Source organism: Streptomyces sp. NPDC028722, from assembly GCF_040637655.1.
GTDB lineage: Bacteria > Actinomycetota > Actinomycetes > Streptomycetales > Streptomycetaceae > Streptomyces.
In genome coordinates this window covers 163,829-190,791 of the sequence record NZ_JBEZWU010000015.1, presented here as the reverse complement: position 1 = coordinate 190,791, position 26,963 = coordinate 163,829, and the positions used below count along the sequence as shown (strand labels likewise).

Below are 26,963 nucleotides of genomic sequence, written 5' to 3'. Positions count from 1 at the left end.
GGAACGGTCGCTTCCTTTGTACTCACCCTCTCGGGCTTTCCTCCGGGCGCTTCCCTTCGGTCTTGCGTTTCCGACTCTATCAGATCTTTTCTCGATCCGATTTCCTCGGTGCTTTCCAGGTTCCCGCTTCCGCGTTTCCCTTTTCGGCGGTTCCGACTCTATCAGACCCTTTCGGTGTCCGATTCCCGGCCGGCGGGCTTTATCTCCGGGCTTTCGGCTTTCGCCTCCGGCCTTTCGACATCCACTACTTTAGCCGATTCCCTCGGCGGCTCATAATCGAGCCCGCGAGTTCGAATTCGGACGCGCGGGCGCGTCGGAATCGACCCCGCTGAGGGGGTGTGGCTGAGTGGAGGTTGGTTGGCCGCTCCGGCTGCTGGCAGATCGCCGTACCCGGTTCAGCGGCTCGGGCCACATTACGCATCTCTGCGGGCCGCGTCAACTCCGTCGCTGTCGCGGCGCGTGCGCCCGGTAGGGGCTCACCGTCGGGTCGTCCGCCACCCAGTACCGCCAGGGATGGCGCTCCCCGTTCCCGCCCTCGCCGGAGACTCCCGTCCGGGGGCCGCTGCGTACCTGGCCGGCGGGGACGGGCGTGCCGGTCAGCATCCTCAGTGGCGTCTCTCCCGAGGCGCACGCGTCCGTGCCGTCCAGGGCGCGGTCGACCTCGAGGGCGGTGGCCAGCCGGGCCGGCCCCTTGGCCAGTTCCTTGTCGTTCCGGGCCGAGACGCGCCGCTTGCGGGCCAGCTCGGCCCCCTCCACCACCTCGCCCGCGCGGAGCAGGACCGCGCTCGCCCGGCCCTCGGGTCCGCAGACGAGGTTCATGCAGTGCCACATGCCGTAGGTGAAGTAGACGTACACGTGTCCGGGCGGGCCGAACATCACCGCGTTGCGGGCGGTGCGCCCGCGGTAGGCGTGGGAGCCCGGGTCGTTCGGGCCGTCGTACGCCTCGACCTCGGTGAGGCGGAGGGCGATCGGGCCGTCGGGTGTCGTCCGGACCAGGATGCGGCCGAGGAGGTCCGGTGCGACCTCCAGCACCGGGCGGTCGAAGAAGGTGCGGGGCAGTGGCGTACGGTCCGGGGGCGCGATCATGCTCTCCGAGGGTAGCCCAGACGGAGCACCGCACCGGCGGAACCGGCCGGCGCCGGATCGCGTTCGTAGGGGTCGAGGGTCCAGTCACAAAGGGAGAGTCATGGCGTTCAAGAAGCTGCTCGCGAGCCTCGGGGCCGGCGGGGCCTCGGTCGAGACGGTGCTGACCGAGGTCAACGTCGTTCCGGGTGGTGTCGTCCAGGGTGAGGTGCGGATCCAGGGCGGGTCGGTGAACCAGGCCGTCGAGGGGCTGTCCGTGGGTCTCCAGGCCAAGGTCGAGGTGGAGAGCGGCGACCAGGAGTACAAGCAGGACATCGAGTTCACCAAGGTGCGGCTCGGGGGTGCCTTCGAGCTGGCGGCGGGGGCCGTGCACGCGGTGCCGTTCGGGCTGGAGATCCCCTGGGAGACGCCGGTCACGATGATCGACGGGCAGTCGCTGCGCGGCATGCACATCGGGGTGAGCACCGAGCTGGCGATCGCGCGGGCCGTGGACTCCGGTGACCTGGACCCGATCAACGTGCACCCGCTGCCGGCGCAGAAGGCGATCCTGGACGCCTTCATCCAGCTGGGCTTCCGCTTCAAGAGTGCGGACATGGAGCGCGGCCACATCCGGGGCACCCGGCAGAAGCTGCCGTTCTACCAGGAGATCGAGTTCTACCCGCCGTCGCAGTACCGGGGCCTGAACCAGGTGGAGCTGAGCTTCGTGGCCGACGAGTACGCGATGGACGTCGTCCTGGAGATGGACAAGAAGCCGGGTCTGTTCAGCGAGGGTTCGGACACCTTCCGGTCGTTCCAGGTGGGTCTGGACGACTGGCAGGGGACCGACTGGGCGGCTTACCTCAACCAGTGGCTGTCCGAGGTCGGCAGCAAGCGCAACTGGTTCTAGGCTCGGAAGCGCTGATTCCAGTCATCGACCAGGAGGGTACCGAGGTGACCGAGCTGAAGCGGCGGCCGCTCCCCCACGACTTCCATCCGCCCGTGCCGTCGTTCACGGTGACGAGCGAGGACGTCGAGGAGGGTGCGACGCTGAAGAGCGCCCATGTCCAGGCGGAGGGGAACACCTCGCCGCAGCTGCGCTGGGAGGGCTTTCCGCCGGAGACCAAGAGCTTCGCCGTGACCTGTTACGACCCCGACGCGCCGACGGGCAGCGGGTTCTGGCACTGGGTCCTGTTCGACATCCCGGCCTCGGTGACGGAACTGCCGGCGGGTGCGGGCGGCGGGAAGTTCGAGGGGCTGCCCGAGGGCGCCGTCCACGCGCGGAACGACTACGGGACGAAGGACTTCGGCGGTGCCGCTCCGCCGCCCGGGGACGGCCCGCACCGGTACGTGTTCACGGTGTACGCGGTGGACCGGGAGAAGCTGGGTCCGGACGCGGACGCCTCACCGGCCGTCGTCGGATTCAACCTGCGGTTCCACGCGCTCGCGCGCGCCCAGCTCATCGGTGAGTACGAGAACCCCGCCGAGGACTGACCGCACCCCCGGCGCCGTCCGGCGTTCATGGAAGTTTTGCCCGTCTCCGGTCTTGGAAGTGACCGGAGGCGGGCAGTTTTTATTGCGTTGTCCATCTCGGCGCGCCCGTCCAGAGTTGGTCCGAGCCCGCCGGGGGGTGGGCCGGCGCACATGGGAGGTGGGCTGGATGCGTGACACGCTGGTTCTGAACGCGAGCTTCGAGCCGCTGTCGACGGTGACTCTGAACCGGGCCGTTGTCCTGGTGCTCCAGGACAAGGCCGTCGTCGAGCAGGCCCACTCCGAACTGCGTATGCGGGGCGCGGATGTGGACATACCCGCGCCCCGGGTGATCAGGCTGTGCCGGTACGTAAGGGTGCCGTTCCGAAGACAAGCTCCGTGGTCGCGGCGGGGTGTGCTGGTCCGGGACCGGCACCGCTGCGCGTACTGCGGGCACCGGGCGACGACCGTGGACCACGTGCTGCCGCGGTCGCGGGGTGGACAGGACACGTGGCTGAACACGGTGGCCGCGTGCGCGGAGGACAACCACCGCAAGGCGAACCGGACTCCGGAGGAGGCCGGGATGGCGTTGCTGCGGGAACCTTTCGAGCCGACGCCGGCGGACGCGATGCTCCTGACCCTGGGCCGGGAGGACTTCGACGCGCTCCCCGAGTGGCTGGGCCGGGACGCGGCCTAGGCGCACCGGGACGGCAAAGGAAAGCGGCGACACCCCGTGAGTGGAGGTGCCGCCGCGGCGGTCGGAACGCCGGAGAACGCCGCTCAGTCGATGGTCGGCTTCTCGCGGCGTTCGGTGGCCGTGCCGGTGTTCTGGGGCGGGACCGTGTTGCCGCCGTTGCCGCCGTTGCCGCCGTTGCCCGAACCGCCGCCGAAGGGACCGAAGTTGCCCATCGCGCCGGAGAGGCCCTTGAGGGCGTCGCCGATCTCGCTGGGCACGATCCAGAGCTTGTTGGCGTCGCCTTCGGCGATCTTGGGGAGCATCTGGAGGTACTGGTAGGACAGGAGTTTCTGGTCCGGGTCGCCGGCGTGGATGGCCTCGAAGACCGTGCGGACGGCCTGGGCCTCGCCCTCCGCGCGCAGGGCGGCTGCCTTGGCCTCGCCCTCGGCGCGCAGGATCTGGGACTGCTTCTCGCCCTCCGCGGTGAGGATGGCGGCCTGGCGCGTGCCTTCCGCGGTGAGGATGGCGGCGCGCTTGTCACGGTCGGCGCGCATCTGCTTCTCCATCGAGTCCTGGATGGAGGTGGGCGGTTCGATGGCCTTCAGCTCGACGCGGTTGACGCGGATGCCCCATTTGCCGGTGGCCTCGTCGAGGACGCCGCGCAGGGCCGCGTTGATCTCCTCGCGGGAGGTCAGGGTGCGCTCGAGGTCCATGCCGCCGATGATGTTGCGCAGCGTGGTGACGGTGAGCTGCTCGATCGCCTGGATGTAGCTGGCGACCTCGTAGGTGGCGGCCCGGGCGTCGGTGACCTGGTAGTAGATGACCGTGTCGATGTTCACGACCAGGTTGTCCTGGGTGATCACCGGCTGGGGCGGGAACGGGACGACCTGTTCACGCAGGTCGATGCGGTTGCGGATGGTGTCTATGAACGGGACCACGATGTTGAGGCCCGCGTTCAGCGTCCGCGTGTAGCGGCCGAAGCGCTCGACGATGGCGGCGCTGGCCTGTGGGATGACTTGGATCGTCTTGATCAGGGCGATGAAGACCAACACCACCAGAATGACCAGGACGATGATGACGGGTTCCAACGTCGCTCCCCGTACCCTTCTCCGCTTCGGCGCCTGAGGCAGCTCTCATGGCTGTTGAGGATCTTGCTGGTCGAGTCTGACAGACCGTCGCGCAACTCGTGAGTCGTTCTCGGTGAGTTGTTCTCAGATGACGACCGCGGTGGCCCCTTCGATGTCCACGACGTCCACCTCCTGGCCCACTTCGTAGGCGCGGGCGGTGTCGAGCGCGCGGGCCGACCAGATCTCGCCGGCGAGCTTGATACGGCCGCCGGAGCCGTCGACCCGCTCCAGTACCACGGCCTGTCTGCCCTTCAACGCGTCGATCCCCGTGGCGAGTTGGGGGCGCTGTCTGCCGTGCCGGGCCGCGATGGGGCGGACGACCGCGATGAGGGCTACGGAGACGGCGACGAACGTGAGGACCTGGATGACCGCGTCGAAGCCGAGGGCGGAGACGACCGCCGCCGCGACTGCTCCCACCGCGAGCATGCCGAACTCGGGCATGGCGGTGACGACGAGCGGGATTCCGAGCGCCGCCGCGCCGACGAGCCACCACACCCATGCGCCGATGTCGTTCACACGGTCATGGTAGGACCGCGACCGGGCGGCGGACAGGGCGCGAACGGGAACGGGACCGGCTCGGGGGCGGGTCAGGACAGGGGCAGGCCCTGGGCGGTCCAGCGCTCGCCGACCTGCTCCACGACAAGCGGAAGGCCGAAGCAGAGGGAGAGGTTGCGGGAGGACAGTTCCAGCTCGATCGGGCCGGCGGCGAGGACCTTGCCCTGACGGATCATGAGAACGTGGGTGAAGCCGGGGGCGATCTCTTCGACGTGGTGCGTGACCATGATCATCGAGGGGGCGATGGGGTCACGGGCGAGCCGGCCGAGGCGGCGGACGAGGTCCTCGCGGCCACCGAGGTCGAGGCCGGCGGCGGGCTCGTCGAGCAGGAGCAGCTCGGGGTCGGTCATCAGGGCGCGGGCGATCAGGGTGCGCTTGCGCTCGCCCTCGGAGAGGGTGCCGAACCTGCGGTCCAGGTAGTCGCTCATGCCGAGGCGGTCGAGGAAGGCGCGGGCGCGCTGCTCGTCGACGGCCTCGTACTCCTCCTGCCAGCCGGCGGTCATGCCGTAGGCGGCGGTGAGGACCGTCTGGAGGACCGTCTGGCGCTTGGGGAGCTTCTCCGCCATGGCGATGCCGGCCATGCCGATGCGGGGGCGCAGTTCGAAGACGTCGGTGCCGGGCTTGCCGAGGGTCTCGCCGAGGATGGTGGCGGTGCCCTTGCTGGGGTAGAGGTAGCTGGAGGCGACGTTGAGAAGGGTGGTCTTGCCGGCGCCGTTGGGACCGAGGATGACCCAGCGCTCGCCCTCCTTCACCGACCAGGAGACCTGGTCCACCAGAGCCCGGCCCTCCCGGACCACGGATACGTCCTGAAGCTCCAGAACATCGCTCATGAGCGTGTTGTCTCCCCTTGCAGTGTCGCCGGTCTCGGCTGTCGCGTACGCCTGTGGCTCGGGTCCGCCACGCCCGCGGGCGCAGCCCTTATGAAATCTACGCCACGAGCGTCCCGCACCATTCCATCGGTCCGGTCCTTAGGGTGGAGGGCATGCTCTCGGAACCGCGTTCAGGACGCCTTGCCGCTTGGGGAAACGCCCTTCTGGCCGGAGTTGTCTCTCCGGACGACGCCGTGCTCGCCATCGTGGGCGAGGACGCGGTGCACCGGGTGGAGGGGCTGCCCGGTGAGTCCGTGCCGGTCGGGCTGACGCTGGCGCTGGGACGGCTGCGCGCGCTGGGGGTGACCGGGCTGCGGGTGGCACTGCCCGCGCCGGGGCATCCGCTGGGGCTGAGCGGGCCCGTCGAGTTCAACGCGCGGGCGCTGGAGGCCGGGGAGGCGGTGGTCTGTCACGGCGCGGCGGCCGGGCTGGTGCCCGAGGTGTCCGAGGCGGGGCCCGAGGGTGATGTGCACGTGGAGGTGGTGTGGCAGGTGCTGCCGGTGCGGGAGGCGCCGCCCGCGGACGTGCCGTCGCTGGGCGAGGCCGAGCGGGAGCTGGCGGAGGCGCTGCGGGAGGCGACCGAGGTGCTGTCCGGGCTGGACGTCGCCGGGTCGGGTCCGGTGGCGGAGGCGGCGATCGGCGCCTACCGGGCGCGGGCCGAGCGCGGCCGGGAGGTGCTGGCGCCGGGGTATCCGCCGCGTGCGGTGCGGGTGCTGGAGCTGGCGCAGCGGGTGGGGCTGCTGGTGTCGCTGGCGTACGACCACGGGCACGGGGGCGCGGTCAGCTCCGCCGAGATGGCGGCGCGCGCCGAGGCGCTGCGGCCGGTGGAGCGGACGGCTCGGCGGGCGCAGGTGGCGGCGTACAACGCGGTGGTGGAGGAGCGGGAGCGGGGGGTGCGGTGAGCGCCGGCCGGCGGGCCTGCGGGGGGTGAGGTCCTGGCCGGGTCGTCTCAGCCGGCCATGCCGTGGCGTACGGCCCACAGCGCGGCCTGGGTGCGGTCGGCGAGGTCGAGCTTCATGAGGATGTTGGAGACGTGCGTCTTGACGGTCTTCTCGGACAGGACGAGGGCGCGGGCTATCTCGCGGTTGGAGCGGCCGTCCGCGATCAGGCCGAGCACCTCGCGCTCCCGCTCGGTCAGCGTGCTGCCCCTGCCGTGACCGGTGCCGGTCTCCTCCTGTGAGAGCAGGGCGCCGGCGACCTCCGGCTGGAGCAGGATGTGTCCGGCGTGCACGGAGCGGATGGCGCCGGCGAGGGCGTCGGGGTCCACGTCCTTGTAGACGTACCCGGCGGCGCCCGCGCGCAGCGCCGGGACGACCGTGCGCTGCTCGGTGAAGCTGGTGACGATGAGCACGCGCGCGGGGTTGTCGAGTTCGCGCAGCCGGCGCAGGGCGTCGATGCCGTCCGTGCCCGGCATCTTGATGTCCATCAGGACGACGTCGGGCCGCAGCTCCTCGGCGCGGGCGACTCCCTCGGCGCCGTCGGCGGCCTCACCGACGACCTCGATGTCGTCCTGGACCTCCAGGAAGGTGCGCAGGCCCCGGCGGACGACCTGGTGGTCGTCGACGAGGAGCACCTTGATCGGTTCACCCACCGGGGACCTCCATCTCGATCGTGGTGCCCTTTCCGGGCGCCGATTCCACGGTCAGCGTGCCACCGGCGCCGCTCGCCCGGTCCCGCATCGAGACGAGGCCGAGGTGGCGTCCGGCGCGGCGGACCGCCGTGGGGTCGAAGCCGTCGCCGTCGTCGGTGACGCGCAGGACCGCTCCGCAGCCGCGCCGCCGCACGCTGACGTCGACGTGGGCGGCGCCGGAGTGGCGCAGGGCGTTGTGCAGTGCCTCCTGGGCGACCCGGAGCAGGGCCTCCTCCTGGGCGGCGGGCAGGGCGCGGAAGCCGTTGCCGGTGAAGGTCACGCGCGCGGTGTGGGCGCGGTCGAGGACCTGGATCTGGGTGCGCAGGGTGGCGACCAGGCCGTCCTCGTCCAGGGCGGCGGGCCGCAGCTCCACGACGGCGGCGCGCAGTTCGTCGGCGGCCTCGGCGGCCAGGGCCGCGACCTGGTGCAGTTCGTCCTTGGCGCGGGCGGGGTCGCGGTCGACGAGCGCGGCGGCGGCCTGGGCGGTCAGGCGCAGGGAGAAGAGTTTCTGGCTGACCGCGTCGTGCAGTTCGTGGGCGAGCCGGGAGCGTTCCTCGGCGATGGTCAGTTCGCGGCTGCGCTCGTAGAGGCGGGCGTTGGTCAGGGCGATGGCGGCGTGCTGGGCGAGGATGCCGAGCAGTTCCTCGTCCTCCTCGGTGAAGCCGCATCCGCCCTCGGGCCCGGGGCGGTGGTGTCCTTGCGGAGCGCACAGCTTGTTGGCGAGGAAGAGCGCGCCGATGACCTCGTCGCCGTCGCGGATGGGCAGGCCCAGGAAGTCGGCCAGGTCGGGGTGGGCGGCCGGCCAGCCCTCGAAGCGGGGGTCCTTGCGCACGTCGGCGAGGCGCTCGGCCTTCGCCTCGCGGAGCATCGCGGCGAGGATGCCGTGCTGGCGCGGGAGCGGGCCGATGGCGCGCCACTGTTCGTCGCTGACGCCGTCCACGACGAACTGGGCGAAGCCGCCGTGGTCGTCGGGGACGCCCAGGGCGGCGTACTGCGCGTCGAGCAGTTCGCGGGCGGAGGCGACGATCGTCTTGAGGACGTCACGCACCTCCAGGTGCCTGCTCATGGCCAGCAGCGCGGAACTCACCGCGGCGAGGCCGGACCGGGGGCCTTGGCTCATGTGCTCACGGTACCGGCGGGGTGTGACAGCGCGGATCGGTCCCGGCGGGCGGGGCCCGGTCCGCTGGGCGTAGGACCTGCGTCGTAGGCCTACGGCCGGGGGCGCGGGGCGGGCGGCTCGGGGTGTAGGCCGAAGGGACCCCGGGCTCTGCGGCCCGCGTCCGAGGCGGTACGGGGGACGCCGTTCCTACGGTGATCGCACCGCCCGCGGGGGCGGTGGGACGAGGGGACGGTAGTCATGCCGGTAGCGATCATCACGGGGGCCTCGAAGGGGCTGGGGCGGGCGCTGGCCGGGGCGCTGGCCGCGCGCGGCTGGGATCTGGTGCTCGACGCCCGGGGCGCGGACGCCCTGGCGGCGGCGGCTGAGGCCGTCGCCGGTCACGGCACCCGGGTCCGGGCGCTGCCCGGGGACGTCACGGATGCGGGGCACCGGGCGGAGCTGGTGGCGGCGGCGCGCGGGCTGGGCGGGCTGGACCTGGTGGTGAACAACGCCGGGGTCCTGGGCGCCGAGCCGCTGGTGCCGCTCGCCGGCCAGCCGCTGGACGGTTTCCGTGCCGCCCTGGAGACCAACCTGGTGGCCCCGCTGGGGCTGGTGCAGGAGGCGCTGGCGCTGCTCCGGGAGGCGCCCGCGGGTGCCGTGATCGGTGTCAGTTCGGACGCGGCGGTGGAGGCCTACCGCGCGTGGGGCGCGTACGGGGCGACGAAGGCGGCGCTGGACCGGCTGTCCGCCGTGCTCGCGGTGGAGGAGCCGGGGCTGCGGGTGTGGTGGGTGGATCCGGGCGGGATGCGCACGGACATGCTCGCCGCGGCCGAGCCGGACGAGGATCTGTCGGGGCTGCCGGCGCCGGAGGAGATCGCACCGGTCTTCCTGCGGCTGCTGGACCGGCGTCCGGCGAGCGGCCGGTACACCGCGGCCGGGCTGCGGGAGGAGCGGTGACCGCGGGGGCGGGGGTTCCCCCGGTGGGGGCGGTCCGGGGGCGGGGGAAGGTTCCCGAGGAGCTGTCCGCGCGGGTGCCGGCCGAGCTGCGCGGGCCGGGGCTCGGCCGGGACGCCGTACGGCTGCTGGTCTCGCGCGGGACGCGGGTGGCGCATCGCACCTTCCGTGAGCTGCCGGAGCTGCTGCGGGCCGGTGACCTGCTGGTGGTGAACACCTCGCCGACGCTGGCCGCCGCCGTGGACGGGCGGGCCGGGGACGCGCGCGTGGTGGTGCACTTCTCCACCCGGGGGGACGACGGGCGGTGGGCGGTGGAGCTGCGGGAACCGGACGGACACGGCACCACGCGCGCGCGTGCGCCCGCTCCGGCGGGTACGGAGGTGGCGTTGCCGGGCGGGGGCCGGCTGGTGCTGGAGGAGCCGCTCGCCGCGCGCGGGGAGCGGCTGTGGTGGGCGCGGGCGGCCGGGGCGGACGTACGGGAGGTGCTGTGGGAGCACGGGCGGCCCATCCGGTACTCCTACACCCGGCGGGATCAGCCGCTGTCCGCGTACCAGACGGTGTTCGCGCTTGCGTCACCGGACGGGTCGGGCAGTGCGGAGATGCCGAGCGCGGCCCGGCCCTTCACCGCACGGCTGGTGGCGGAGCTGGTGAGCCGGGGGGTGCTGTTCGCGCCGGTCGTCCTGCACACGGGGGTGTCGTCGGCGGAGGCGCACGAGCCGCCGTATCCGGAACGGTTCGCGGTGCCGGCGGCGTCGGCCCGGCTGATCACCGCCGTACGGGCGGCGGGAGGCCGGGTGATCGCGGTGGGGACGACGGCCGTGCGGGCCGTGGAGTCGGCGGTGGGGCCGGACGGGGAGGTGCGGGCCGCCGGGGGGTGGACGGAACTGGTGGTGACGCCCGCACGCGGGGTACAGGTGGTGGACGGGCTGCTGACCGGGCTGCACGAGCCGGAGGCCTCGCATCTGCTGATGCTGGAGGCCGTCGCCGGGCGGGCGGCGGTGGACCGTGCCTACGAGGAGGCGCTGCGCGGGCTCTACCTGTGGCACGAGTTCGGCGACGTCCATCTCCTCCTCCCGTAGGAGGGCCCTCACCCACAGCGTTGCGGCGGCAACGCATCGTGAGAGTGCGCGGAGCGGGGTGTGAGCCCGCACATAGGGCCTGCATCACGTACGAAGGGGCATAGGAGACGAACCGGCCCGCATGAACGGGACAGACGGCCCTGTCTGTCCCGTTTTGCCCCTCCCTGATCCACTACCTGGGATCGTACGTCACACCTTTGCCTGGGGATTTTGCGCCAGCTAAGAATTGCTTCCGTCGCTCAGCGCCGCGGGTTCCGCCCGCGGCGTTCGTGCGGGAGGAGCCGATTCCCCCGGCGGACGCAGAGCGGCCTCCGCGCTATCGAAGAGGTCCACCAGCCATGCCCAAGAACATTCTCGGCCGTGCTCGCAGTCGTACCCTGACGAAGCAGCACGGAATCGTCCTTTCCGGTGTCGCCGCGCTCGGTACCGCCGCTCTCGCCTTCTCGGCCGTCCCCAGCAGCGCCGGGACCGTCACCACCGGCGCCCCCGCCACGACCGCGCAGGTCGCGGCCGGCACCACCCTGAAGAACGTGAAGGGCACGGTCACCGACCAGCTGGCCGGCACCAACGTCAAGCTCGACGCGTACGCGGCCCAGAAGAAGGCCGTGGACGCGGCCGCCGCGAAGCAGGCCGCCGACGCCGCCGCGCAGAAGAGGGCCGCCGAGGCCGCCGCGCAGAAGAAGACCGCGGAAGCCGCCGCCGCCCGGAAGGCCGTGCAGGAGCACGCCGCCCGTCAGGCGGCCGACCGTTCCGCGCAGCGCCCGCAGATGCAGCCGGTCGCCGCGAAGACGTACGCCAACAACCTCGACGGCTGGATCCGGCAGGCCCTGGACATCATGAGGACCAAGGGCATCCCGGGCTCCTACAACGGGCTGCACCGCAACATCCTGCGGGAGTCCTCCGGCAACCCCAAGGCCATCAACAACTGGGACGTGAACGCCGTCAACGGCATCCCGTCCAAGGGTCTGCTCCAGGTCATCCCGCCGACCTTCACCGCGTACCACGTCTCCGGCACGTCCTGGAACATCTACGACCCGGTCGCCAACATCACCGCCGCCGCCAACTACGCGGCGGACAAGTACGGCTCGATCGACAACGTCAACAGCGCGTACTGAGGGCCGGCGCGGACCTCGGTGACGACGCCGAAGGGCGGCACCCCCACTGCGGGGGCGCCGCCCTTCGGTGTCGTACGGGCGCGCGGTTACTTGCGCATGACCTCCGGCTCGTGGCGGCGCAGGAAGCGGGCCACGAAGAAGCCGCAGGCCACCCCGAGCGCGATCAGCGCGACCATGTCCAGGCCCCAGGCCCCGGCCGTGTGGTCCCACAGCGGGTCGGTGCTGCCCGGGTCGTCGGTGTTCGGGGCGATGTTGTTGAAGTCCAGCGTGGCGCCGGCCGCGGCCACCGCCCAGCGCGACGGCATCAGGTACGAGAACTCGTTGACGCCGAGCGTGCCGTGCAGCGCGAACAGGCAGCCGGTGAAGACGACCTGGATGATCGCGAACATGACGAGCAGCGGCATGGTCTTCTCGGCGGTCTTCACCAGCGAGGAGATCACCAGGCCGACCATCATCGAGGTGAAGCCCAGCGCCATGATCGGCAGGCACAGCTCCAGCAGCGTCGAGCCGCCGAGGACGAGCCCCCTCGCGGGGATCTCCCGGCTGGCGAAGCCGATGACACCGACCATCAGGCCCTGGAGCACGGTGACGGCGCCGAGCACGACCACCTTCGACATCAGGTACGCCGAACGGGACAGACCCGTCGCGCGCTCCCGCTCGTAGATCACCCGTTCCTTGATCAGCTCACGGACCGAGTTCGCGGCGCCCGCGAAGCACGCGCCGACGGCGAGGATCAGCAGGACGGTGGTGGCGGTGCCGTTCGGGACGTGCGTACCCGTCCTCGGGTTGATCGTCTCGTTGACCAGCAGGCCGCGGTCGTGGGCGATCAGCAGGCTGACCGCGCCGAGGACCGCCGGGAGGATCACCGTCAGCGCCAGGAAGCCCTTGTCGGAGACGATGACCGACACATAGCGCCGGATCAGGGTCATCAGCTGCGAGCCCCAGCCCTGCGGCTTGGGCGGTCTGACGGCCTGGGGCACCGGCACGGGCGCGGTCTGCGGGGCGACCGAGTCGAGGTCCGCCGCGTACATCTGGTAGTGCTGCGAGCCCTTCCAGCGGCCAGCCCAGTCGTAGTCGCGGTAGTTCTCGAAGGCGGAGAAGACGTCGGCCCAGCTGTCGTAGCCGAAGAAGTTCAGCGCCTCCTCCGGCGGACCGAAGTAGGCGACCGCGCCGCCCGGCGCCATCACCAGCAGCTTGTCGCACAGTGCCAGCTCGGCCACGGAGTGGGTGACGACGAGGACCGTGCGGCCGTCGTCGGCGAGGCCGCGCAGCAGCTGCATGACGTCGCGGTCCATGCCCGGGTCGAGACCGGAGGTCGGCTCGTCCAGGAAGATCAGCGACGGCTTGGTGAGCAGCTCCAGGGCCACCGACACCCGCTTGCGCTGGCCACCGGAGAGCGAGGTGACCTTCTTGTCCTTGTGGATGTCGAGCTTCAGCTCGCGCAGCACCTCGTCGATGCGGGCGTTGCGCTCCTGCGCGGTGGTGTCGGCCGGGAAGCGCAGCTTGGCCGCGTACTTCAGGGCCTTCCTGACGGTCAGCTCCTTGTGCAGGATGTCGTCCTGCGGGACCAGACCGATGCGCTGGCGCAGCTCGGCGAACTGCTTGTACAGGTTCCGGTTGTCGTAGAGGACCTCGCCCTGGTTGGCGGGCCGGTAGCCGGTGAGCGCCTTGAGCAGGGTCGACTTGCCGGAGCCGGAAGGGCCGATCACCGCGACCAGCGACTTCTCCGGGACACCGAAGGAGACGTCCTTGAGGATCTGCTTGCCGCCGTCGACCGTGACGGTCAGGTGGCGCGCGGAGAAGGAGACCGCGCCGGTGTCGACGAACTCCTCGAGGCGGTCACCGACGATGCGGAACGCCGAGTGGCCGACACCGACGATGTCGGTCGGGCCGAGCAGCGCGCTGCCGCCCTTGGCGATCGGCTGGCCGTTGACGTACGTGCCGTTGTGCGAGCCGAGGTCACGGATCTCGAAGCGGCCGTCGGGTGTGGCGTGGAACTCCGCGTGGTTGCGGGAGACCTGGAGGTCGGAGACGACCAGGTCGTTCTCCAGGGCACGGCCGATACGCATCACGCGGCCGAGGGAGAACTGGTGGAACGTGGTCGGGCTGCGGTCACCGTGGACCGGCGGCGCCCCCGCGCCACCACCGGGCGTCTTCTGCGCGTACTGCTCGGCGGGCCCGCCCTGCTGCTGCGGGAACGCGGGCGCCTGCTGCCACTCCTGCCCGGGAGCCTGCGGGTGCGCGGACGCCTGGTGCGGCACGGGTGCCTGGTGCGCGGGCGTCCGGTGCGGGTCGGGCTGCGCGTGCGGGTCGGGCTGCTGGTGGGCGGGTGCCTGCTGGGACCAGCCGGGCGCGCCGGCCGCCGCGTAGGGCGCCGACTGCGGCTGCTGGGCCGGGTCGCCGGCCGGCGCGACGGCGGCGGACAGGTTCAGCCGCGGACCGTCGGTCGCGTTGCCCAGGTGCAGCGACGCGCCGGGGGCGATCTCCATGTGCTGGATCCGCCGGCCCTGCACCCACGTGCCGTTGGTGCTGCCATGGTCCTCGATGGCCCAGCCGCGGCCGTCGAAACTGACCGTGGCATGCCGCCAGGACACCCTGGCGTCGTCGAAGACGATGTCTCCCTGCGGATCGCGTCCGAGGGTGTAGGTCCTGGACGGATCGAGCGTCCAGGTGCGTCCGTTTGTTTCGAGTACGAGTTCCGGCACTCCATGCCCCACTGAGTTGTCCCCCGAATTGCCCCCGTCGCGGGGAGTCTAGGGATGTCGAACATCGTGGGGAACTATTTCAGGCTCGGCCCCCTGACCGAAATCCGGGCCTTGCCAAGGGTGTCGGCGCGCGCTTCGGCTCACCTCCGATCCGGCCCCGGGCCCAGGCGGGGGCAGTTGCGGCACCGGGGGGGCGTCCCGGCCCCACTCGGGGGGTGGCCCACTTCTGCGTCGGGATCACGCCACTCGGGACGAGCCCGGCCCGGTGCCCTGCCCCTGTCGTGGTTCTTGCTACGGCCCCTGCGGCGGGGAAAGTTGTGGCCGCACCGGCGGAACTCCCCGCCCCTGGGGGCATGGTGGTACGGACCCCGGACCCGCTCCTACTTCTCCTCGTGTACCTGCTCCCGGTCCCGGTCCTGGTCCTCGTGCCGGTCCTGGTCCTGGTCCTCGGGGTGCGAAGGCCCCGCACGTCCGGGCGAGTGTCCGGCGGGCACGCGGGGCGACGAGCCACCGCCTGCGCTCGCCGCCGGAGGCCATGAAGCGGCGCGGTGATCATCGCCCGGGTCTGCCGTCCCGTGCCGCCCGTGGGATCCTCGTGAGGGAACCGGACCGGTACCGCGCAGGGCGGCGCCGGCTTCCGGCGGCAAGCTGGTCGACACCGGCCCTGCACCTGTTGTTCCCTGTCCGTCAGGCGGACCTCGGCGGCAGAAGGCACGGCGTGCCGGATACGGTGGTGACACCATGAGCGCTTCGCAGAACCCCGCTTCGCAGACCCCCGAGGTGCCCACCCTCCTCGTCAAGATATTCGGCAAGGACAGGCCGGGCATCACGGCCGGTCTCTTCGACACCCTTGCCGCCTACCTCGTGGACGTGGTCGACATCGAGCAGGTCGTCACCCGGGGCCGCCTGGTGCTGTGCGCGCTGGTGACGCAGCCGCCGGCCGGCCTGGAAGGTGACCTGCGGGCCACCGTGCACAGCTGGGCCGAGTCGATGAAGATGCAGGCGGAGATCCTCTCCGGGCACGGCGACAACCGTCCGCGCGGCCTCGGGCGCTCCCTGGTGACCGTCCTCGGTCATCCGCTGACCGCCGAGTCGACGGCCGCGATCGCCGCCCGGATCGCCAAGGCCGGCGGCAACATCGACCGTATCTTCCGGCTCGCCAAGTTTCCGGTGACGGCGGTGGAGTTCGCGGTGTCCGGGGTGGAGACCGAGCCGCTGCGCACGGCCCTGGTCTCCGATGCGGCGGCACTGGGTGTCGACATAGCGGTCGTCTCGGCGGGCCTGCACCGGCGGGCCCAGCGGCTGGTGGTCATGGACGTGGACTCGACCCTGATCCAGGACGAGGTCATCGAGCTGTTCGCCGCCCACGCGGGCTGCGAGGACCAGGTCGCCGAGGTGACGGCGGCGGCGATGCGCGGAGAGCTGGACTTCGAGCAGTCGCTGCACGCCCGCGTGGCGCTGCTGGAGGGGCTGGACGCGTCGGTGGTGGAGAAGGTGCGCGCCGAGGTCCGGCTGACCCCGGGGGCGCGCACGCTGATCCGCACCCTGAAGCGGCTCGGTTACGAGGTCGGCGTGGTCTCCGGCGGTTTCACCCAGGTCACCGACGACCTGAAGGAGCGGCTCGGGCTGGACTTCGCGCAGGCCAATACGCTGGAGATCGTCGACGGGAAGCTGACCGGCCGGGTCGTCGGGGAGATCGTGGACCGGGCGGGCAAGGCACGGCTGCTGCGCCGGTTCGCCGCGGAGGCCGGGGTGCCGCTGTCGCAGACCGTGGCGATCGGTGACGGCGCCAACGACCTGGACATGCTGAACGCGGCGGGGCTGGGCGTGGCCTTCAACGCCAAGCCGGTGGTCCGCGAGGCCGCGCACACGGCGGTGAACTTCCCCTTCCTCGACACGGTCCTGTACCTCCTCGGCATCACCCGGGACGAGGTCGAGGCGGCCGACACCCACGACGAGGGCTGAGCCCCGCGTCCCCGGCCGGGGCCGGACCCGGTCCCGGTCCGGTGCGATCCGGCACTGGTCGGACGGCCCGGCACGGCCCGGCCGGAAACGCTTGCCCGAGGGTCCGGCGCCCGGTGCGGTGCCGGGCCCTTCGGCCTACCGGCCTACCGGCGCGCCGGGCCGGCCGGAGGTCGCCTGCCGGGAGCCACCCGCCGGGAACTCGGTCCCCGGGGGCGACCGGCCGGCTCACTCGGAGGGTGCCCAGTAGTGCGTGAGGGTGGCCACGCCCGGTTCCACGCTCTTCCACGGGCCGTCGACGGTCAGCAGGGCGAATCCGGCGGCGGGGAAGCCCCGGCGGTTCATCCGTTCGCGGGCGTCGCCCTCGGCCGAGCCGGCCAGGATCTCGGCCAGGCCGTGCACTCCCGGGTTGTGGCCGATCAGGATCACGTTCCGCACGTCGTCCAGGATCTCGTCCAGCACGGCGATCAGCTCGCCGGGCGAGGCGTCGTAGACCCGCTCCTCGTAGACCGTCTTCGGCCGGTGCGACAGCTCGTGGACGGCGAGCTTCCAGGTCTCGCGGGTCCGGGTCGCCGTGGAGCACAGGGCCAGGTCGAAGGTGATGCCGGTGTCGGCCAGCTTGCGTCCGGCGACCGCGGCGTCCTGGCGGCCCCGCTCGGCCAGCGGGCGCTCGTGGTCGGAGACATCGGGCCAGTCGGCCTTCGCGTGCCGGAAGAGGGCGATCCTGCGGGGTTCTGCGACGCTCATGGAATCCAGCTTCGCATGAAACAGGCCACCCGGCTCAGGGAGTTGACATGGGGATTCACCGCGTGAGGGGCCCGGTCAGCGGGCGAGGAGCCGCTGGGCGTGCTCCAGGAGGCGCGCTGTGGCCGGGGTACCGCCGGCCGCGTGGGCGTCCGACGGGTTCAGTATCAGCGTCAGCAGGGCGACGAACGCGAGCGCGGGCAGGGCGAGCGCCCACCAGGGCAGCCTGGTGTCGAAGCCGCCCGGGGTCGCCGGGTGGGGCCGGGAGTGGGTGCGGGTCGGCATGATCGCCTCCGTGGGTCCTCGAGCGGGTCCGTCACCGCCGGGTGCGGTCACCTCTCGAAGCTACGGAATCCGGGGCCGCCAACACATCCGGTACTCCACCCAGTTCACCCTGACCCTGGCCCCCTAGGGGACGGGGGGCCAGCCCCACCATCCCCGCGGGGAGCGGGCTCCGGGCGGGGCGGCCGTCCACCCGGGGGGCGGTGGCCGGCGGGGCGGGGCGGTCGTTCAGGGAGACGCGATGATCGCGATGATGGCGATGATCACGAAGATGGCGAAGAACGAGCCGAAGACGAGCAGCATCTTCTTCTGGCCGTTCTGCGGGTTCGGGTCGAGCACAGGCTGCATGCGCCCAGTCTCGCACCTCGTCCCCCGCATCCGGCCTCCGGGGCGGGTCAGCGCGCCGCCTCCTCCTCCACCGTACGGTCGCGGCCCGCCAGGAAGCCCACCACCATCTGCGGCACCATGAGGCCCGCCATGAGGGCGATCGGCAGACCCCAGCCGCCGCTCTGCTGGTAGAGCACGCCGACCAGCAGTGGGCCGGGGATGGAGATCAGGTAGCCGGTGCTCTGCGCGAACGCGGACAGCTGGGCCACGCCCGGGCCGCTGCGGGCCCGCATGCCGACCATCGTCAGAGCCAGCGGGAACGCGCAGTTGGAGACGCCGAGGAGGATCGCCCAGGCCCAGGCGCCGCCGGCCGGGGCGAGGTACAGCCCGGCGTATCCGGCGAGTCCGCAGACGCCCAGGACCAGCACGATCGGTCCCTGGTGGGGCAGCCGCGTGGCGACCCGCGGGATGACGAAGGCCAGCGGCACGCCCATCACCATGGTCACGGCGAGCAGCACGCCCGCGGTGCCGGCCGGGACACCGGCGTCCCGGAAGATCTGCGGCATCCAGCCCATGGTGATGTAGGCGGCGGTGGCCTGGAGGCCGAAGAAGACGGCGAGGGCCCAGGCGGTGCCGCTGCGGGAGATCCGCAGCGGGGCGGTCGGGGCCGGTTCCGGCGGCGTCCGGCGGTGTTCCCCGGCCGGGGCCGTGCCGCGGTCCCGGACGAGTGGCAGCCAGGGCAGGACGGCGACGGCGGCGACGGCCGCCCACACGGCGAGCCCGGGCTGCCAGTGGCCGCCGAGGGCGTCGGTCAGGGGAACGGTGACCGCGGCGGCGAGGGAGGTGCCGAGGGCGAGGGCCATCGAGTACAGGCCGGTCATGGAGCCGACGCGGTCCGGGAACCAGCGCTTGACGATGACCGGCATGAGGACGTTGCTGACGGCGATGCCCATCAGGGCGAGTGCGCTGCCGGCCAGAAAGCCGGCGGTGTTCCCGGCGTAGGGCCGTACGAGCAGGCCGGCGGTGATGGCGGCCATGCCGGCGCACACCACGGCGGCCGGTCCGAAGCGGCGGGCCAGGCGGGGGGCGGTGACGCCGAAGACGGCGAAGCACAGCGGGGGCACGGAGGTGAGCAGGCCGGCCACGCTGCCGCTCATGCCGAGGCCGTCGCGGACCTCTTCCAGGAGCGCGCCGAGGCTGGTGATGGCCGGGCGGAGGTTGAGCGCGGAGAGCACGATGCCGACGACGACCAGCCGGGCCGCCCACGCGCGTGCGCGGGGCGCGCCGGGGGTCGTTCCGTGCGGGCGCGCCTCCGGGGCCGTACCGCGTTCGGTCGGTGACATCGTCGTACGGGTGTCCACTGTCCGGGTTTCCTCACTAGCCATGAGGTGCATCATAGAATCATGGGATGATTGGTTGTCCATCCCCGGGACGTCCCTTCCCGGGCCTCGCGTGCGAAGGTGTGCCATGCCCTTGAGCCACCCCCGCCGTTCGGCTCTCTCCGAGCAGGTCATCGCCGAACTGCGCAACCAGATCACCTCCGGCGAATGGCCGGTCGGCTCGCGCATCCCGACGGAGCCGGAACTGGTCGAGCAGCTCGGGGTCGCCCGCAATACCGTCCGCGAGGCCGTCCGCGCGCTGGCGCACAACGGTCTGCTGGACATCCGCCAGGGCTCGGGCACGTACGTGGTGGCGACGAGCGAGCTGGCCGGGGTGATGCACCGCCGGTTCTCGGGCGCCGACCCGCGGCACATCGCCGAGCTGCGGTCCACGCTGGAGTCGGCCGCCGCGAAGCTGGCCGCCGAGCGGCGCACCGAGAAGGACCTCAAGCAGCTGGACGCGCTGCTGGTGCGGCGCGAGGAGGCCTGGCGGACCGGGGACACGGAGACCTTCGTGACGGCCGACGCCACGTTCCACCTGGCGGTGGTGGCCGCCTCCCACAACGACGTGATGACCGCGATGTACGCCGACCTGGGCGAGGTGCTGCGGGACTGGCTGCGCGCGGACGTGGGCGCGGAGCTGACTCCCGGTACGCACATGGACCACACGCGGCTGATGGACGCCATCCGTGCGGGGGACGCGGAGTCGGCGGCCCAGGAGGCCGCGAGCTATCCGTTCCTGTGCCGCCCGGGCCGGTTCACCGCGCCTTCTGGTGGCTGATCCAGACGGTACCGACCTCCTTCCAGCACCGGCCGGTGAGTCGTACGGTCAGGGCGGGCCCGGCGTCCACCGGGGCGCTGTCGGTGTCGATGTCCCACCAGCGGGCGCACTCGATGTGCAGACGCACGCGGTCGATGTCGACGTACGGGTTGTGGCAGTAGGCCACCACGCGGGAGCCGCGCACGGCCGTACGGCAGGCGGCGCCGAACCGGCTCGGCGCGGGCGGTTTCCCGTCGCTCACGCGCGCGTGCGGCAGCGCGTCGTACGGCAGGGAGAGGACGAGGGCCAGGGCCACGGTCACCGGGGCGAGACTGCGGGACAGGCGCACAAGGGGACCTCCTCGGCCGGGCTGCGGAGGGACCTGCGGGGGACGGCGACTCCAGGGTGCGCCGGTGCGGCGGGGGCGGCCCGGCGGGTGGGCCGAACGGGTGACGCCCCGTTCCCCGCCGTGACGGTGGGGAACGGGGCGTCGGTGAGGTCCGGCGGGGTCAGGCGCCGATGGCGTGCAGACCGCCGTCGACGTGGATGATCTCGCCCGTGGTCTTCGGGAACCAGTCGCTCAGCAGGGCGACGACACCGCGGCCGGCCGGCTCGGGGTCGTTCAGGTCCCACTCCAGCGGGGAGCGGGAGTCCCACACGGCGGCCAGGTCGCTGAAGCCCGGGATGGACTTGGCGGCCATGGAGCCGATCGGGCCCGCCGAGATGAGGTTGCAGCGGATGTTCTGCTTGCCGAGGTCGCGCGCCATGTAGCGGCTGGTGGCCTCCAGGGCGGCCTTAGCCGGGCCCATCCAGTCGTACTGCGGCCAGGCGTACTGGGCGTCGAAGGTGAGGCCGACGACCGAGCCGCCGTTCTGCATCAGCGGCAGGCAGGCCATGGTCAGCGACTTCAGGGAGAACGCCGAGACGTGCATGGCCGTGGCGACCGACTCGAACGGCGTGTTGAGGAAGTTGCCGCCGAGCGCGTCCTGCGGGGCGAAGCCGATGGAGTGGACGACGCCGTCGAGGCCGCCCAGCTCCTCGCCGACGATGTCGGCCAGGCGCGCGAGGTGCTCCTCGTTCGTCACGTCCAGCTCGATGACCTTGGCGGGCTTCGGCAGCTTCTTGGCGATGCGCTCGGTCAGCGTGGGCCGCGGGAACGCGGTCAGGATGATCTCGGCGCCCTGCTCCTGGGCGAGCCTGGCGACGTGGAAGGCGATGGAGGACTCCATCAGCACACCCGTGACCAGGATGCGCTTGCCCTCGAGAATTCCGCTCATGGTGATCAGTGACCCATTCCCAGTCCGCCGTCAACGGGAATGACGGCTCCAGTGATGTACGAGGCGTCGTCCGAGGCGAGGAACCGCACCGTCGCGGCGATCTCCTCCGGCTGCGCGTAACGGCCGAGCGGCACCTGCGAGACGATGTTCTTGCGCTGCTCCTCGGAGAGCGCCTTCGTCATGTCGGTGTCGACGAAGCCGGGCGCGACGACGTTGAAGGTGAGATTGCGCGAGCCCAGCTCCCGGGCGAGGGAACGCGCGAAGCCGACCAGGGCGGCCTTGGAGGCGGCGTAGTTCGCCTGGCCCGCCGAACCGAGGAGGCCGACCACGGACGAGATCAGGACGACCCGGCCCTTCTTGGCGCGCAGCATGCCGCGGTTGGCGCGCTTGACGACGCGGAAGGTGCCGGTGAGGTTGGTGTCGATGACCGAGGTGAAGTCCTCCTCGGACATGCGCATCAGCAGCTGGTCCTTGGTGACGCCCGCGTTGGCGATCAGCACCTCGACCGGGCCGTGCTGGTCCTCGATCTCCTTGTAGGCCTGCTCCACCTGCTCCGGGTCGGTGATGTCGCACTTGACGGCCAGGCAGCCCAGTTCCGTCAGGGCGGCCGGCGGCTCACCCGAGCGGTACGTGATCGCGACCTTGTCGCCGGCGTCGGCGAATGCGCGGGCGATGGCGAGGCCGATGCCCCGGTTGCCTCCGGTGACGAGAACCGAGCGGCTCAACGGATCACCCTTTCGATAGCGGTCTGATGCAGTCCGACAATCCGCCCGGACACCTGGATGACAGGCGGCTTCACCAGAAACCTATCGGTCCGGATTCCCGCGGGGACATTCGGGCACCGACAGTGGCGCGGGAGTGTCGCTGTCGGGTCCCTACAGATTCGGCCGGTCCGCGCCCCCCGAAGGTGTGGTCCGCCCGACCGCCCGCAGGACATGATCGGGGCGACAGGCCACGACAGCAGGGAGACCTCCGTGCCTCATTCCATCGACGAAGCCTTCACGGCGCTTCCCCTACGGGCCCTCGCCGACGCCGCGCTGGCCCGCGCGCGTGCGCTGGGGGCCGCGCACGCGGACTTCCGCTTCGAGCGCGTGCGCAGCGCGTCCTGGCGGCTGCGGGACGCCAGGCCGGCCGGGACGTCGGACACCACCGACCTCGGGTACGCGGTCCGGGTGGTGCACGGCGGTACGTGGGGATTCGCCTCGGGAGTGGACCTGACCATGGACGCCGCCGCGCGCGTCGCCTCCCAGGCGGTCGCGATGGCCAAGCTCTCGGCACAGGTGATCAGGGCGGCCGGGTCGACGGAGCGGGTCGAGCTGGCCGACGAGCCGGTGCACACCGACCGGACGTGGATCTCGTCGTACGAGATCGACCCGTTCTCGGTGCCGGACGAGGAGAAGGCCGCGCTGCTGGCGGAGTGGAGCGGGCGGCTGCTGGCCGCGAACGGCGTCGACCATGTCGACGCCTCGCTGCTCACCGTGCACGAGAACAAGTTCTACGCCGACACCGCCGGGACCGTGACGACCCAGCAGCGGGTGCGGCTGCACCCCGAGCTGACGGCCGTGTCGGTCGACGGGTCGAGCGGCGAGTTCGACTCCATGCGCACCCTCGCGCCCCCGGCGGGACGCGGCTGGGAGTATCTGACCGGCACCGGCTGGGACTGGGACGCCGAGCTGGAGCGGATGCCCGGGCTGCTGGCCGAGAAGATGCGGGCGCCGAGCGTGGAGCCCGGCCTGTACGACCTGGTGGTCGACCCCTCCAACCTGTGGCTGACCATCCACGAATCCATCGGGCACGCCACCGAGCTGGACCGCGCCCTCGGCTACGAGGCCGCCTACGCCGGCACCTCCTTCGCCACCTTCGACCAGCTCGGCAAGCTGAAGTACGGCTCCGAGCTGATGAACGTCACCGGCGACCGCACCGCCGAGCACGGCCTCGCGACCGTCGGCTACGACGACGAGGGCGTCCAGGCGCAGTCCTGGGACCTGGTGAAGGACGGCACGCTGGTGGGCTACCAGCTCGACCGGCGGATCGCGCGGCTGACCGGGTTCGAGCGGTCCAACGGGTGCGCCTTCGCCGACTCGCCCGATCATGTCCCGGTGCAGCGCATGGCCAACGTGTCGCTGCGGCCGGACCCGGCCGGGCTGTCCACGGAGGACCTGATCGGAGGCGTCGACCGGGGCATCTACGTGGTCGGGGACCGGTCCTGGTCGATCGACATGCAGCGGTACAACTTCCAGTTCACCGGGCAGCGCTTCTTCCGCATCGAGAACGGGCGGATCACCGGACAGCTGAAGGACGTGGCCTACCAGGCGACGACCACCGACTTCTGGGGGTCCATGGCCGCCGTGGGCGGTCCGCAGACGTACGTCCTCGGCGGTGCCTTCAACTGCGGCAAGGCCCAGCCGGGCCAGGTGGCCGCCGTGTCCCACGGCTGCCCCTCCGCCCTGTTCCGGGCAGTGAACATCCTCAACACCACGCAGGAGGCCGGCCGATGAGCGCCCGCACCACCAAGCCGCACGAGATCGTCGAGCAGGCTCTGGCGCTGTCCCGCGCCGACGGCTGTGTCGTCATCGCCGACGAGCACTCCACCGCCAACCTGCGCTGGGCGGGCAACGCGCTCACCACCAACGGGGTCACCCGGGGCCGTACGCTCACCGTGATCGCGACCGTGGACGGCCGGGAGGGCACCGCCTCCGGTGTCGTGTCCCGGTCGGCGGTCACCCCCGGGGAGCTGGAGCCGCTGGTGCGGGCCGCGGAGGCCGCCGCGCGCGGTGCCGGGCCCGCCGAGGACGCGCAGCCGCTGGTCGGCGGGGCACCGCAGTCCCCGGACTTCACGGACGCGCCCGCGGAGACGTCCTCCGCCGTGTTCGCCGGCTTCGCCCCGTCGCTCGGCGAGGCCTTCGCACGCGCGCGTGCGGGCGGCCGGGAACTGTACGGCTTCGCCAGCCACGAGCTGGTGTCGACGTATCTCGGCACGTCCACCGGGCTGCGCCTGCGCCACGACCAGCCCAGCGGCACGCTGGAGATGAACGCCAAGTCGCCGGACCGTACGCGCTCGGCGTGGGCCGGCCGGTCCACACGGGACTTCGAGGACGTCGACCCCGGGGCGCTGGACGCCGAACTGGCCGTACGGCTCGGCTGGGCCGAGCGGCGAGTCGAACTGCCCGCGGGCCGGTACGAGACCCTGCTGCCGCCGACCGCGGTCGCGGATCTGCTGATCTACCAGCTGTGGTCGGCGTCGGGCCGGGACGCGGCCGAGGGGCGGACGGTGTTCTCCCGGCCCGGCGGGGGCACGCGGGTGGGCGAGAAGCTGAGCACGCTGCCGCTGACCCTGCGCAGCGACCCGGACGAGCCGGGCCTGGAGTGCTCGCCGTTCGTGGTCGCGCACTCCTCCGGCGGTGACCGCTCCGTGTTCGACAACGGGCTGCCGGCCGGCGCCACCGAGTGGATCAGCGAGGGGGCGCTGACGCGGCTGACCACCACCCGGCACAGCGCGGGCCTGACCGGGCTGCCGGTCGCCCCGGCGCCGGGGAACCTGGTCCTGGACGGCGGGCGGGAGCGTTCCCTGGAGGAGATGGTCGCGGACACCCGCGGGCCCTGCCTGCTGCTGACCTGCCTGTGGTACATCCGCGAGGTCGACCCGGCGACGCTGCTGCTGACCGGCCTGACCCGGGACGGCGTCTACCTCGTGGAGAACGGCGAGGTGACCGGGCAGGTCAACAACTTCCGGTTCAACGAGTCGCCGGTGGACCTGCTCGGCCGGGCGACGGAGGCCGGGCGGACCGAGAAGACGCTGCCGCGCGAGTGGAGCGACTGGTTCACGCGGACCGCGATGCCCGCGCTGCGCGTCCCCGATTTCAACATGAGCTCTGTCAGTCAGGGCGTATAACCTCGTAGGCGGCTGTCACCCGACTGCCCGGACATCTTCGAGGAGACACGAGAACCGTGACGGACATCGTCGACGAACTGAAGTGGCGGGGGCTCATCGCCCTCTCCACCGACGAGGACGCACTGCGCAAGGCGTTCGCGGACGGTCCCGTCACGTTCTATTGCGGCTTCGACCCGACCGCGCCCAGTCTCCACCTCGGCAACCTCGTGCAGATCCTCACGATGCGCCGCATCCAGGAGGCGGGGAACCGTCCGCTGGCGCTGGTCGGCGGGGCCACGGGTCTGATCGGCGACCCCAAACCCACGGCCGAGCGCACGCTGAACGCGCCGGAGGTCGTGGCCGGCTGGGTGGAGCGGCTGCGCGCCCAGATCGAGCCGCTGCTCCACTTCGACGGGCCGAACGCCGCGGTGATGGTCAACAACCTGGACTGGACCCAGGGCATGTCGGCCATCGAGTTCCTGCGGGACATCGGCAAGCACTTCCGGGTCAACAAGATGATCGCCAAGGAGGCCGTCTCCCGGCGGCTCAACTCCGACGCGGGCATCAGCTACACCGAGTTCAGCTACCAGATCCTCCAGGGCATGGACTTCCTGGAGCTGTACCGGCGGCACGGCTGCACGCTCCAGACCGGCGGCAGCGACCAGTGGGGCAACCTCACCTCCGGCACGGACCTGATCCACCGGGTGGCGCCGGACGCCCAGGTGCACGCGCTGGGCACTCCGCTGATCACCAAGGCGGACGGCACCAAGTTCGGCAAGACCGAGTCCGGCACGGTGTGGCTCGACCCGGAGATGACCACGCCGTACGCGTTCTACCAGTTCTGGGTCAACGCGGACGACCGGGACGTCTCCAAGTTCCTGCGGATCTTCAGCTTCCGGTCCCGCACGGAGATCGAGGAGCTGGAGCGGCAGACCGAGGAGCGTCCGCAGGCCCGTGCCGCGCAGCGCGCCCTCGCCGAGGAGCTGACGACGCTGGTGCACGGCGCCGGTCAGACGGCCGCGGTGATCGCCGCGTCGAAGGCGCTGTTCGGCCAGGGCGAGCTGGCGGAGCTGGACGAGCGGACGCTGGCCGCGGCGCTGTCCGAGGTGCCGCACATCCGGGTCGCCGAGCCGGCCGCGGTGGTCGACCTGTTCGCCGAGGTCGGCCTCGTGGCCAGCAAGTCCGCCGCCCGGCGGACCGTGAAGGAGGGCGGGGCCTACGTGAACAACGTGAAGGTCGCCGCCGAGGACTTCGTCCCGGGGACCGACGCGCTGCTGCACGGGCGGTGGCTGGTGCTGCGGCGGGGGAAGAAGAACCTGGCCGCGGTGGAGGTCACCGGCGCCTGAGACGCCGTAGGGACGTGGGGGTGCGGGGCATGGGGTGCGGGCGAGCGTCCGCCGTGGGGCGGGTCGCCAGCGCACCCCGTGCCCCGTCCGCCGTGGGGCGGTGGCCGGCGCACCCCGTGCCCCGTCCGCGCGCCGGGGGTTCAGGCGCGCTGGTGCTTCCGCTTGCCCAGCGTCGCCATGTACAGGGCGTCCACCGCGGCGACGATGATGATCGCGGCCACCAACTGGAAGGCGTGCCGGCTCCAGTCGATGCCAGGGGTCGCGGCCACGCCGAGCGCGCGGGCGACGGCGTTGCCGACGATGGCGCCGAGCACACCGCAGATGGTGGTCAGCCACAGGGGGCTGTGCTGTTTGCCCGGGATGACCGCCTTGGCGATCAGGCCCAGCACGAATCCCACGATGATCGCCCACAACCAGCCCATGGCTGCCTCCTCGTACGGCTCGACCTGAGCATTACCGTCAGTGTGCCGCCGTGCACCGTCCGGCGCATGCCGGGTTCCGCCGTACGTGGCGGGGCGGCCGGCATCGCCGCAGGGTGCGCGGGCCCCGGTCTCGTGGACGGCGCGGGCGCGGCGTACCGTTGACAATGCCCCGGTCCGGTACCCCTCCGGTTCCCCTCCGGGTGTGGACGGCGGCGCGAGCCGGGGAAGTCCTGAGCGGGCGGATGGTGGAATGTG

27 protein-coding genes are annotated in these 26,963 nt (G+C 71.9%); 12 read left to right on the top strand and 15 right to left on the bottom strand.

Annotated elements, in window-relative coordinates:
• Window positions 1-435 precede the first annotated feature (435 nt).
• Window positions 436-1,086 carry a DNA-3-methyladenine glycosylase gene (locus tag AB0F03_RS23320; protein WP_361995130.1) on the bottom strand — a complete coding sequence of 217 codons (651 nt, stop codon included), beginning with the start codon at window positions 1,084-1,086 and terminating at the stop codon, window positions 436-438.
• A gap of 100 nt (window positions 1,087-1,186) precedes the next feature.
• On the opposite strand from AB0F03_RS23320, the gene AB0F03_RS23315 reads away from it, so the two are divergent.
• From AB0F03_RS23315 to AB0F03_RS23305, 3 genes are all read left to right on the top strand, one after another.
• Window positions 1,187-1,969 carry a sporulation protein gene (locus AB0F03_RS23315; protein ID WP_361995128.1) on the top strand — a complete coding sequence of 261 codons (783 nt, stop codon included), beginning with the start codon at window positions 1,187-1,189 and terminating at the stop codon, window positions 1,967-1,969.
• Window positions 1,970-2,013: 44 nt separating this feature from the next.
• Entirely contained in the window at window positions 2,014-2,553 is a 540-nt protein-coding gene (locus AB0F03_RS23310; RefSeq protein WP_361995126.1) for a YbhB/YbcL family Raf kinase inhibitor-like protein, read from the top strand.
• A 166-nt stretch (window positions 2,554-2,719) separates the two neighbouring features.
• Window positions 2,720-3,226, top strand: coding sequence for an HNH endonuclease (locus AB0F03_RS23305; protein ID WP_361995124.1), 507 nt, complete (start codon window positions 2,720-2,722; stop codon window positions 3,224-3,226).
• Between the two features lie 83 nt (window positions 3,227-3,309).
• Here the strand turns inward: AB0F03_RS23305 and AB0F03_RS23300 are convergent, their stop codons facing one another.
• From AB0F03_RS23300 to AB0F03_RS23290, 3 genes are all read right to left on the bottom strand, one after another.
• Window positions 3,310-4,293 carry an SPFH domain-containing protein gene (locus tag AB0F03_RS23300; protein WP_361995122.1) on the bottom strand — a complete coding sequence of 328 codons (984 nt, stop codon included), beginning with the start codon at window positions 4,291-4,293 and terminating at the stop codon, window positions 3,310-3,312.
• Between the two features lie 123 nt (window positions 4,294-4,416).
• Complete coding sequence (locus tag AB0F03_RS23295) at window positions 4,417-4,848, bottom strand: NfeD family protein (RefSeq protein WP_361995120.1); 432 nt, start codon at window positions 4,846-4,848, stop codon at window positions 4,417-4,419.
• 71 nt (window positions 4,849-4,919) lie between these two features.
• On the bottom strand, window positions 4,920-5,717 hold the full coding sequence (locus tag AB0F03_RS23290; protein ID WP_356823314.1) for an ABC transporter ATP-binding protein: 798 nt from the start codon (window positions 5,715-5,717) through the stop codon (window positions 4,920-4,922).
• A gap of 152 nt (window positions 5,718-5,869) precedes the next feature.
• Here AB0F03_RS23290 and AB0F03_RS23285 point away from each other — a divergent pair, with 152 nt between their 5' ends.
• The gene (locus AB0F03_RS23285; RefSeq protein ID WP_361995118.1) at window positions 5,870-6,658 is read left to right on the top strand and encodes a hypothetical protein; all 789 of its coding nucleotides are present in this window, start codon (window positions 5,870-5,872) and stop codon (window positions 6,656-6,658) included.
• 47 nt (window positions 6,659-6,705) lie between these two features.
• Here the strand turns inward: AB0F03_RS23285 and AB0F03_RS23280 are convergent, their stop codons facing one another.
• Window positions 6,706-7,347: a response regulator transcription factor gene (locus tag AB0F03_RS23280; protein ID WP_361995116.1), complete on the bottom strand. Its 642-nt coding sequence runs from the start codon at window positions 7,345-7,347 to the stop codon at window positions 6,706-6,708.
• Complete coding sequence (locus AB0F03_RS23275; protein WP_361995114.1) at window positions 7,340-8,506, bottom strand: GAF domain-containing sensor histidine kinase; 1,167 nt, start codon at window positions 8,504-8,506, stop codon at window positions 7,340-7,342. Before AB0F03_RS23275 ends, AB0F03_RS23280 begins: the two co-directional genes overlap by 8 nt.
• A 237-nt stretch (window positions 8,507-8,743) precedes the next feature.
• Here AB0F03_RS23275 and AB0F03_RS23270 point away from each other — a divergent pair, with 237 nt between their 5' ends.
• The 3 genes from AB0F03_RS23270 (at window position 8,744) to AB0F03_RS23260 (ending at window position 11,633) form a co-directional block, all read left to right on the top strand.
• Window positions 8,744-9,442: an SDR family NAD(P)-dependent oxidoreductase gene (locus tag AB0F03_RS23270; protein ID WP_361995112.1), complete on the top strand. Its 699-nt coding sequence runs from the start codon at window positions 8,744-8,746 to the stop codon at window positions 9,440-9,442.
• Window positions 9,439-10,518, top strand: coding sequence for an S-adenosylmethionine:tRNA ribosyltransferase-isomerase (locus tag AB0F03_RS23265; RefSeq protein WP_361995110.1), 1,080 nt, complete (start codon window positions 9,439-9,441; stop codon window positions 10,516-10,518). The genes AB0F03_RS23270 and AB0F03_RS23265 overlap by 4 nt, the downstream gene beginning before the upstream one ends.
• Window positions 10,519-10,856: 338 nt before the next feature.
• Window positions 10,857-11,633, top strand: coding sequence for a transglycosylase SLT domain-containing protein (locus AB0F03_RS23260; protein ID WP_361995108.1), 777 nt, complete (start codon window positions 10,857-10,859; stop codon window positions 11,631-11,633).
• A gap of 86 nt (window positions 11,634-11,719) precedes the next feature.
• Here AB0F03_RS23260 and AB0F03_RS23255 read toward each other — a convergent pair whose 3' ends face one another.
• A complete protein-coding gene (locus AB0F03_RS23255; protein ID WP_361995106.1) occupies window positions 11,720-14,338 on the bottom strand; it encodes an FHA domain-containing protein in 2,619 nt (872 codons plus the stop codon).
• 741 nt (window positions 14,339-15,079) lie between these two features.
• Between AB0F03_RS23255 and serB the strand changes: the two genes are divergently transcribed.
• Window positions 15,080-16,303: a phosphoserine phosphatase SerB gene (serB, locus tag AB0F03_RS23250; RefSeq protein ID WP_361995104.1), complete on the top strand. Its 1,224-nt coding sequence runs from the start codon at window positions 15,080-15,082 to the stop codon at window positions 16,301-16,303.
• Window positions 16,304-16,528: 225 nt separating this feature from the next.
• Here the strand turns inward: serB and AB0F03_RS23245 are convergent, their stop codons facing one another.
• From AB0F03_RS23245 to AB0F03_RS23230, 4 genes are all read right to left on the bottom strand, one after another.
• Window positions 16,529-17,047: a histidine phosphatase family protein gene (locus AB0F03_RS23245; RefSeq protein WP_361995102.1), complete on the bottom strand. Its 519-nt coding sequence runs from the start codon at window positions 17,045-17,047 to the stop codon at window positions 16,529-16,531.
• Window positions 17,048-17,122: 75 nt separating this feature from the next.
• Window positions 17,123-17,329 carry a hypothetical protein gene (locus AB0F03_RS23240; protein ID WP_361995100.1) on the bottom strand — a complete coding sequence of 69 codons (207 nt, stop codon included), beginning with the start codon at window positions 17,327-17,329 and terminating at the stop codon, window positions 17,123-17,125.
• A 225-nt stretch (window positions 17,330-17,554) separates the two neighbouring features.
• Window positions 17,555-17,674 carry an SGM_5486 family transporter-associated protein gene (locus tag AB0F03_RS23235; RefSeq protein ID WP_276209447.1) on the bottom strand — a complete coding sequence of 40 codons (120 nt, stop codon included), beginning with the start codon at window positions 17,672-17,674 and terminating at the stop codon, window positions 17,555-17,557.
• 47 nt (window positions 17,675-17,721) lie between these two features.
• Window positions 17,722-19,050 carry a CynX/NimT family MFS transporter gene (locus tag AB0F03_RS23230; RefSeq protein ID WP_361995098.1) on the bottom strand — a complete coding sequence of 443 codons (1,329 nt, stop codon included), beginning with the start codon at window positions 19,048-19,050 and terminating at the stop codon, window positions 17,722-17,724.
• Between the two features lie 70 nt (window positions 19,051-19,120).
• Between AB0F03_RS23230 and AB0F03_RS23225 the strand changes: the two genes are divergently transcribed.
• Window positions 19,121-19,813: a FadR/GntR family transcriptional regulator gene (locus tag AB0F03_RS23225; protein WP_361995096.1), complete on the top strand. Its 693-nt coding sequence runs from the start codon at window positions 19,121-19,123 to the stop codon at window positions 19,811-19,813.
• On the opposite strand, the gene AB0F03_RS23220 is transcribed toward AB0F03_RS23225, so the two are convergent.
• The 3 genes from AB0F03_RS23220 to fabG form a co-directional block, all read right to left on the bottom strand.
• The gene (locus AB0F03_RS23220; RefSeq protein WP_361995094.1) at window positions 19,791-20,141 is read right to left on the bottom strand and encodes a hypothetical protein; all 351 of its coding nucleotides are present in this window, start codon (window positions 20,139-20,141) and stop codon (window positions 19,791-19,793) included. The genes AB0F03_RS23225 and AB0F03_RS23220 overlap by 23 nt on opposite strands.
• A 160-nt stretch (window positions 20,142-20,301) precedes the next feature.
• Window positions 20,302-21,069 carry an enoyl-ACP reductase FabI gene (fabI, locus tag AB0F03_RS23215; RefSeq protein WP_361995092.1) on the bottom strand — a complete coding sequence of 256 codons (768 nt, stop codon included), beginning with the start codon at window positions 21,067-21,069 and terminating at the stop codon, window positions 20,302-20,304.
• A gap of 5 nt (window positions 21,070-21,074) precedes the next feature.
• Entirely contained in the window at window positions 21,075-21,794 is a 720-nt protein-coding gene (fabG, locus tag AB0F03_RS23210; RefSeq protein ID WP_361995090.1) for a 3-oxoacyl-[acyl-carrier-protein] reductase, read from the bottom strand.
• A 249-nt stretch (window positions 21,795-22,043) separates the two neighbouring features.
• On the opposite strand from fabG, the gene AB0F03_RS23205 reads away from it, so the two are divergent.
• The 3 genes from AB0F03_RS23205 to tyrS are packed head-to-tail and all read left to right on the top strand — an operon-like array spanning window position 22,044 to window position 26,286.
• Window positions 22,044-23,567 carry a TldD/PmbA family protein gene (locus tag AB0F03_RS23205; protein ID WP_361995088.1) on the top strand — a complete coding sequence of 508 codons (1,524 nt, stop codon included), beginning with the start codon at window positions 22,044-22,046 and terminating at the stop codon, window positions 23,565-23,567.
• Window positions 23,564-24,961, top strand: coding sequence for a metallopeptidase TldD-related protein (locus AB0F03_RS23200; protein ID WP_361995086.1), 1,398 nt, complete (start codon window positions 23,564-23,566; stop codon window positions 24,959-24,961). The genes AB0F03_RS23205 and AB0F03_RS23200 overlap by 4 nt, the downstream gene beginning before the upstream one ends.
• A gap of 56 nt (window positions 24,962-25,017) precedes the next feature.
• Window positions 25,018-26,286 (top strand): tyrosine--tRNA ligase, encoded by a 1,269-nt coding sequence (gene tyrS / locus AB0F03_RS23195; protein ID WP_361995084.1) that lies wholly within the window; start codon window positions 25,018-25,020, stop codon window positions 26,284-26,286.
• A gap of 140 nt (window positions 26,287-26,426) precedes the next feature.
• Here tyrS and AB0F03_RS23190 read toward each other — a convergent pair whose 3' ends face one another.
• A complete protein-coding gene (locus AB0F03_RS23190; RefSeq protein ID WP_356823278.1) occupies window positions 26,427-26,708 on the bottom strand; it encodes a GlsB/YeaQ/YmgE family stress response membrane protein in 282 nt (93 codons plus the stop codon).
• Window positions 26,709-26,963 lie beyond the last annotated feature (255 nt).

What these genes read in the sequence shown, in the direction of transcription:
- AB0F03_RS23320 (WP_361995130.1), bottom strand. Translation starts at nt 1,086, where the DNA reads ATGATCGCGCCCCCGGACCGTACGCCACTGCCCCGCACCTTCTTCGAC.
- AB0F03_RS23315 (WP_361995128.1), top strand. Translation starts at nt 1,187, where the DNA reads ATGGCGTTCAAGAAGCTGCTCGCGAGCCTCGGGGCCGGCGGGGCCTCG.
- AB0F03_RS23305 (WP_361995124.1), top strand. Translation starts at nt 2,720, where the DNA reads ATGCGTGACACGCTGGTTCTGAACGCGAGCTTCGAGCCGCTGTCGACG.
- AB0F03_RS23290 (WP_356823314.1), bottom strand. Translation starts at nt 5,717, where the DNA reads ATGAGCGATGTTCTGGAGCTTCAGGACGTATCCGTGGTCCGGGAGGGC.
- AB0F03_RS23285 (WP_361995118.1), top strand. Translation starts at nt 5,870, where the DNA reads ATGCTCTCGGAACCGCGTTCAGGACGCCTTGCCGCTTGGGGAAACGCC.
- AB0F03_RS23275 (WP_361995114.1), bottom strand. Translation starts at nt 8,506, where the DNA reads ATGAGCCAAGGCCCCCGGTCCGGCCTCGCCGCGGTGAGTTCCGCGCTG.
- AB0F03_RS23270 (WP_361995112.1), top strand. Translation starts at nt 8,744, where the DNA reads ATGCCGGTAGCGATCATCACGGGGGCCTCGAAGGGGCTGGGGCGGGCG.
- AB0F03_RS23260 (WP_361995108.1), top strand. Translation starts at nt 10,857, where the DNA reads ATGCCCAAGAACATTCTCGGCCGTGCTCGCAGTCGTACCCTGACGAAG.
- serB (WP_361995104.1), top strand. Translation starts at nt 15,080, where the DNA reads ATGAGCGCTTCGCAGAACCCCGCTTCGCAGACCCCCGAGGTGCCCACC.
- AB0F03_RS23245 (WP_361995102.1), bottom strand. Translation starts at nt 17,047, where the DNA reads ATGAGCGTCGCAGAACCCCGCAGGATCGCCCTCTTCCGGCACGCGAAG.
- AB0F03_RS23240 (WP_361995100.1), bottom strand. Translation starts at nt 17,329, where the DNA reads ATGCCGACCCGCACCCACTCCCGGCCCCACCCGGCGACCCCGGGCGGC.
- AB0F03_RS23235 (WP_276209447.1), bottom strand. Translation starts at nt 17,674, where the DNA reads ATGCAGCCTGTGCTCGACCCGAACCCGCAGAACGGCCAGAAGAAGATG.
- AB0F03_RS23230 (WP_361995098.1), bottom strand. Translation starts at nt 19,050, where the DNA reads ATGATGCACCTCATGGCTAGTGAGGAAACCCGGACAGTGGACACCCGT.
- AB0F03_RS23225 (WP_361995096.1), top strand. Translation starts at nt 19,121, where the DNA reads ATGCCCTTGAGCCACCCCCGCCGTTCGGCTCTCTCCGAGCAGGTCATC.
- fabI (WP_361995092.1), bottom strand. Translation starts at nt 21,069, where the DNA reads ATGAGCGGAATTCTCGAGGGCAAGCGCATCCTGGTCACGGGTGTGCTG.
- AB0F03_RS23200 (WP_361995086.1), top strand. Translation starts at nt 23,564, where the DNA reads ATGAGCGCCCGCACCACCAAGCCGCACGAGATCGTCGAGCAGGCTCTG.
- AB0F03_RS23190 (WP_356823278.1), bottom strand. Translation starts at nt 26,708, where the DNA reads ATGGGCTGGTTGTGGGCGATCATCGTGGGATTCGTGCTGGGCCTGATC.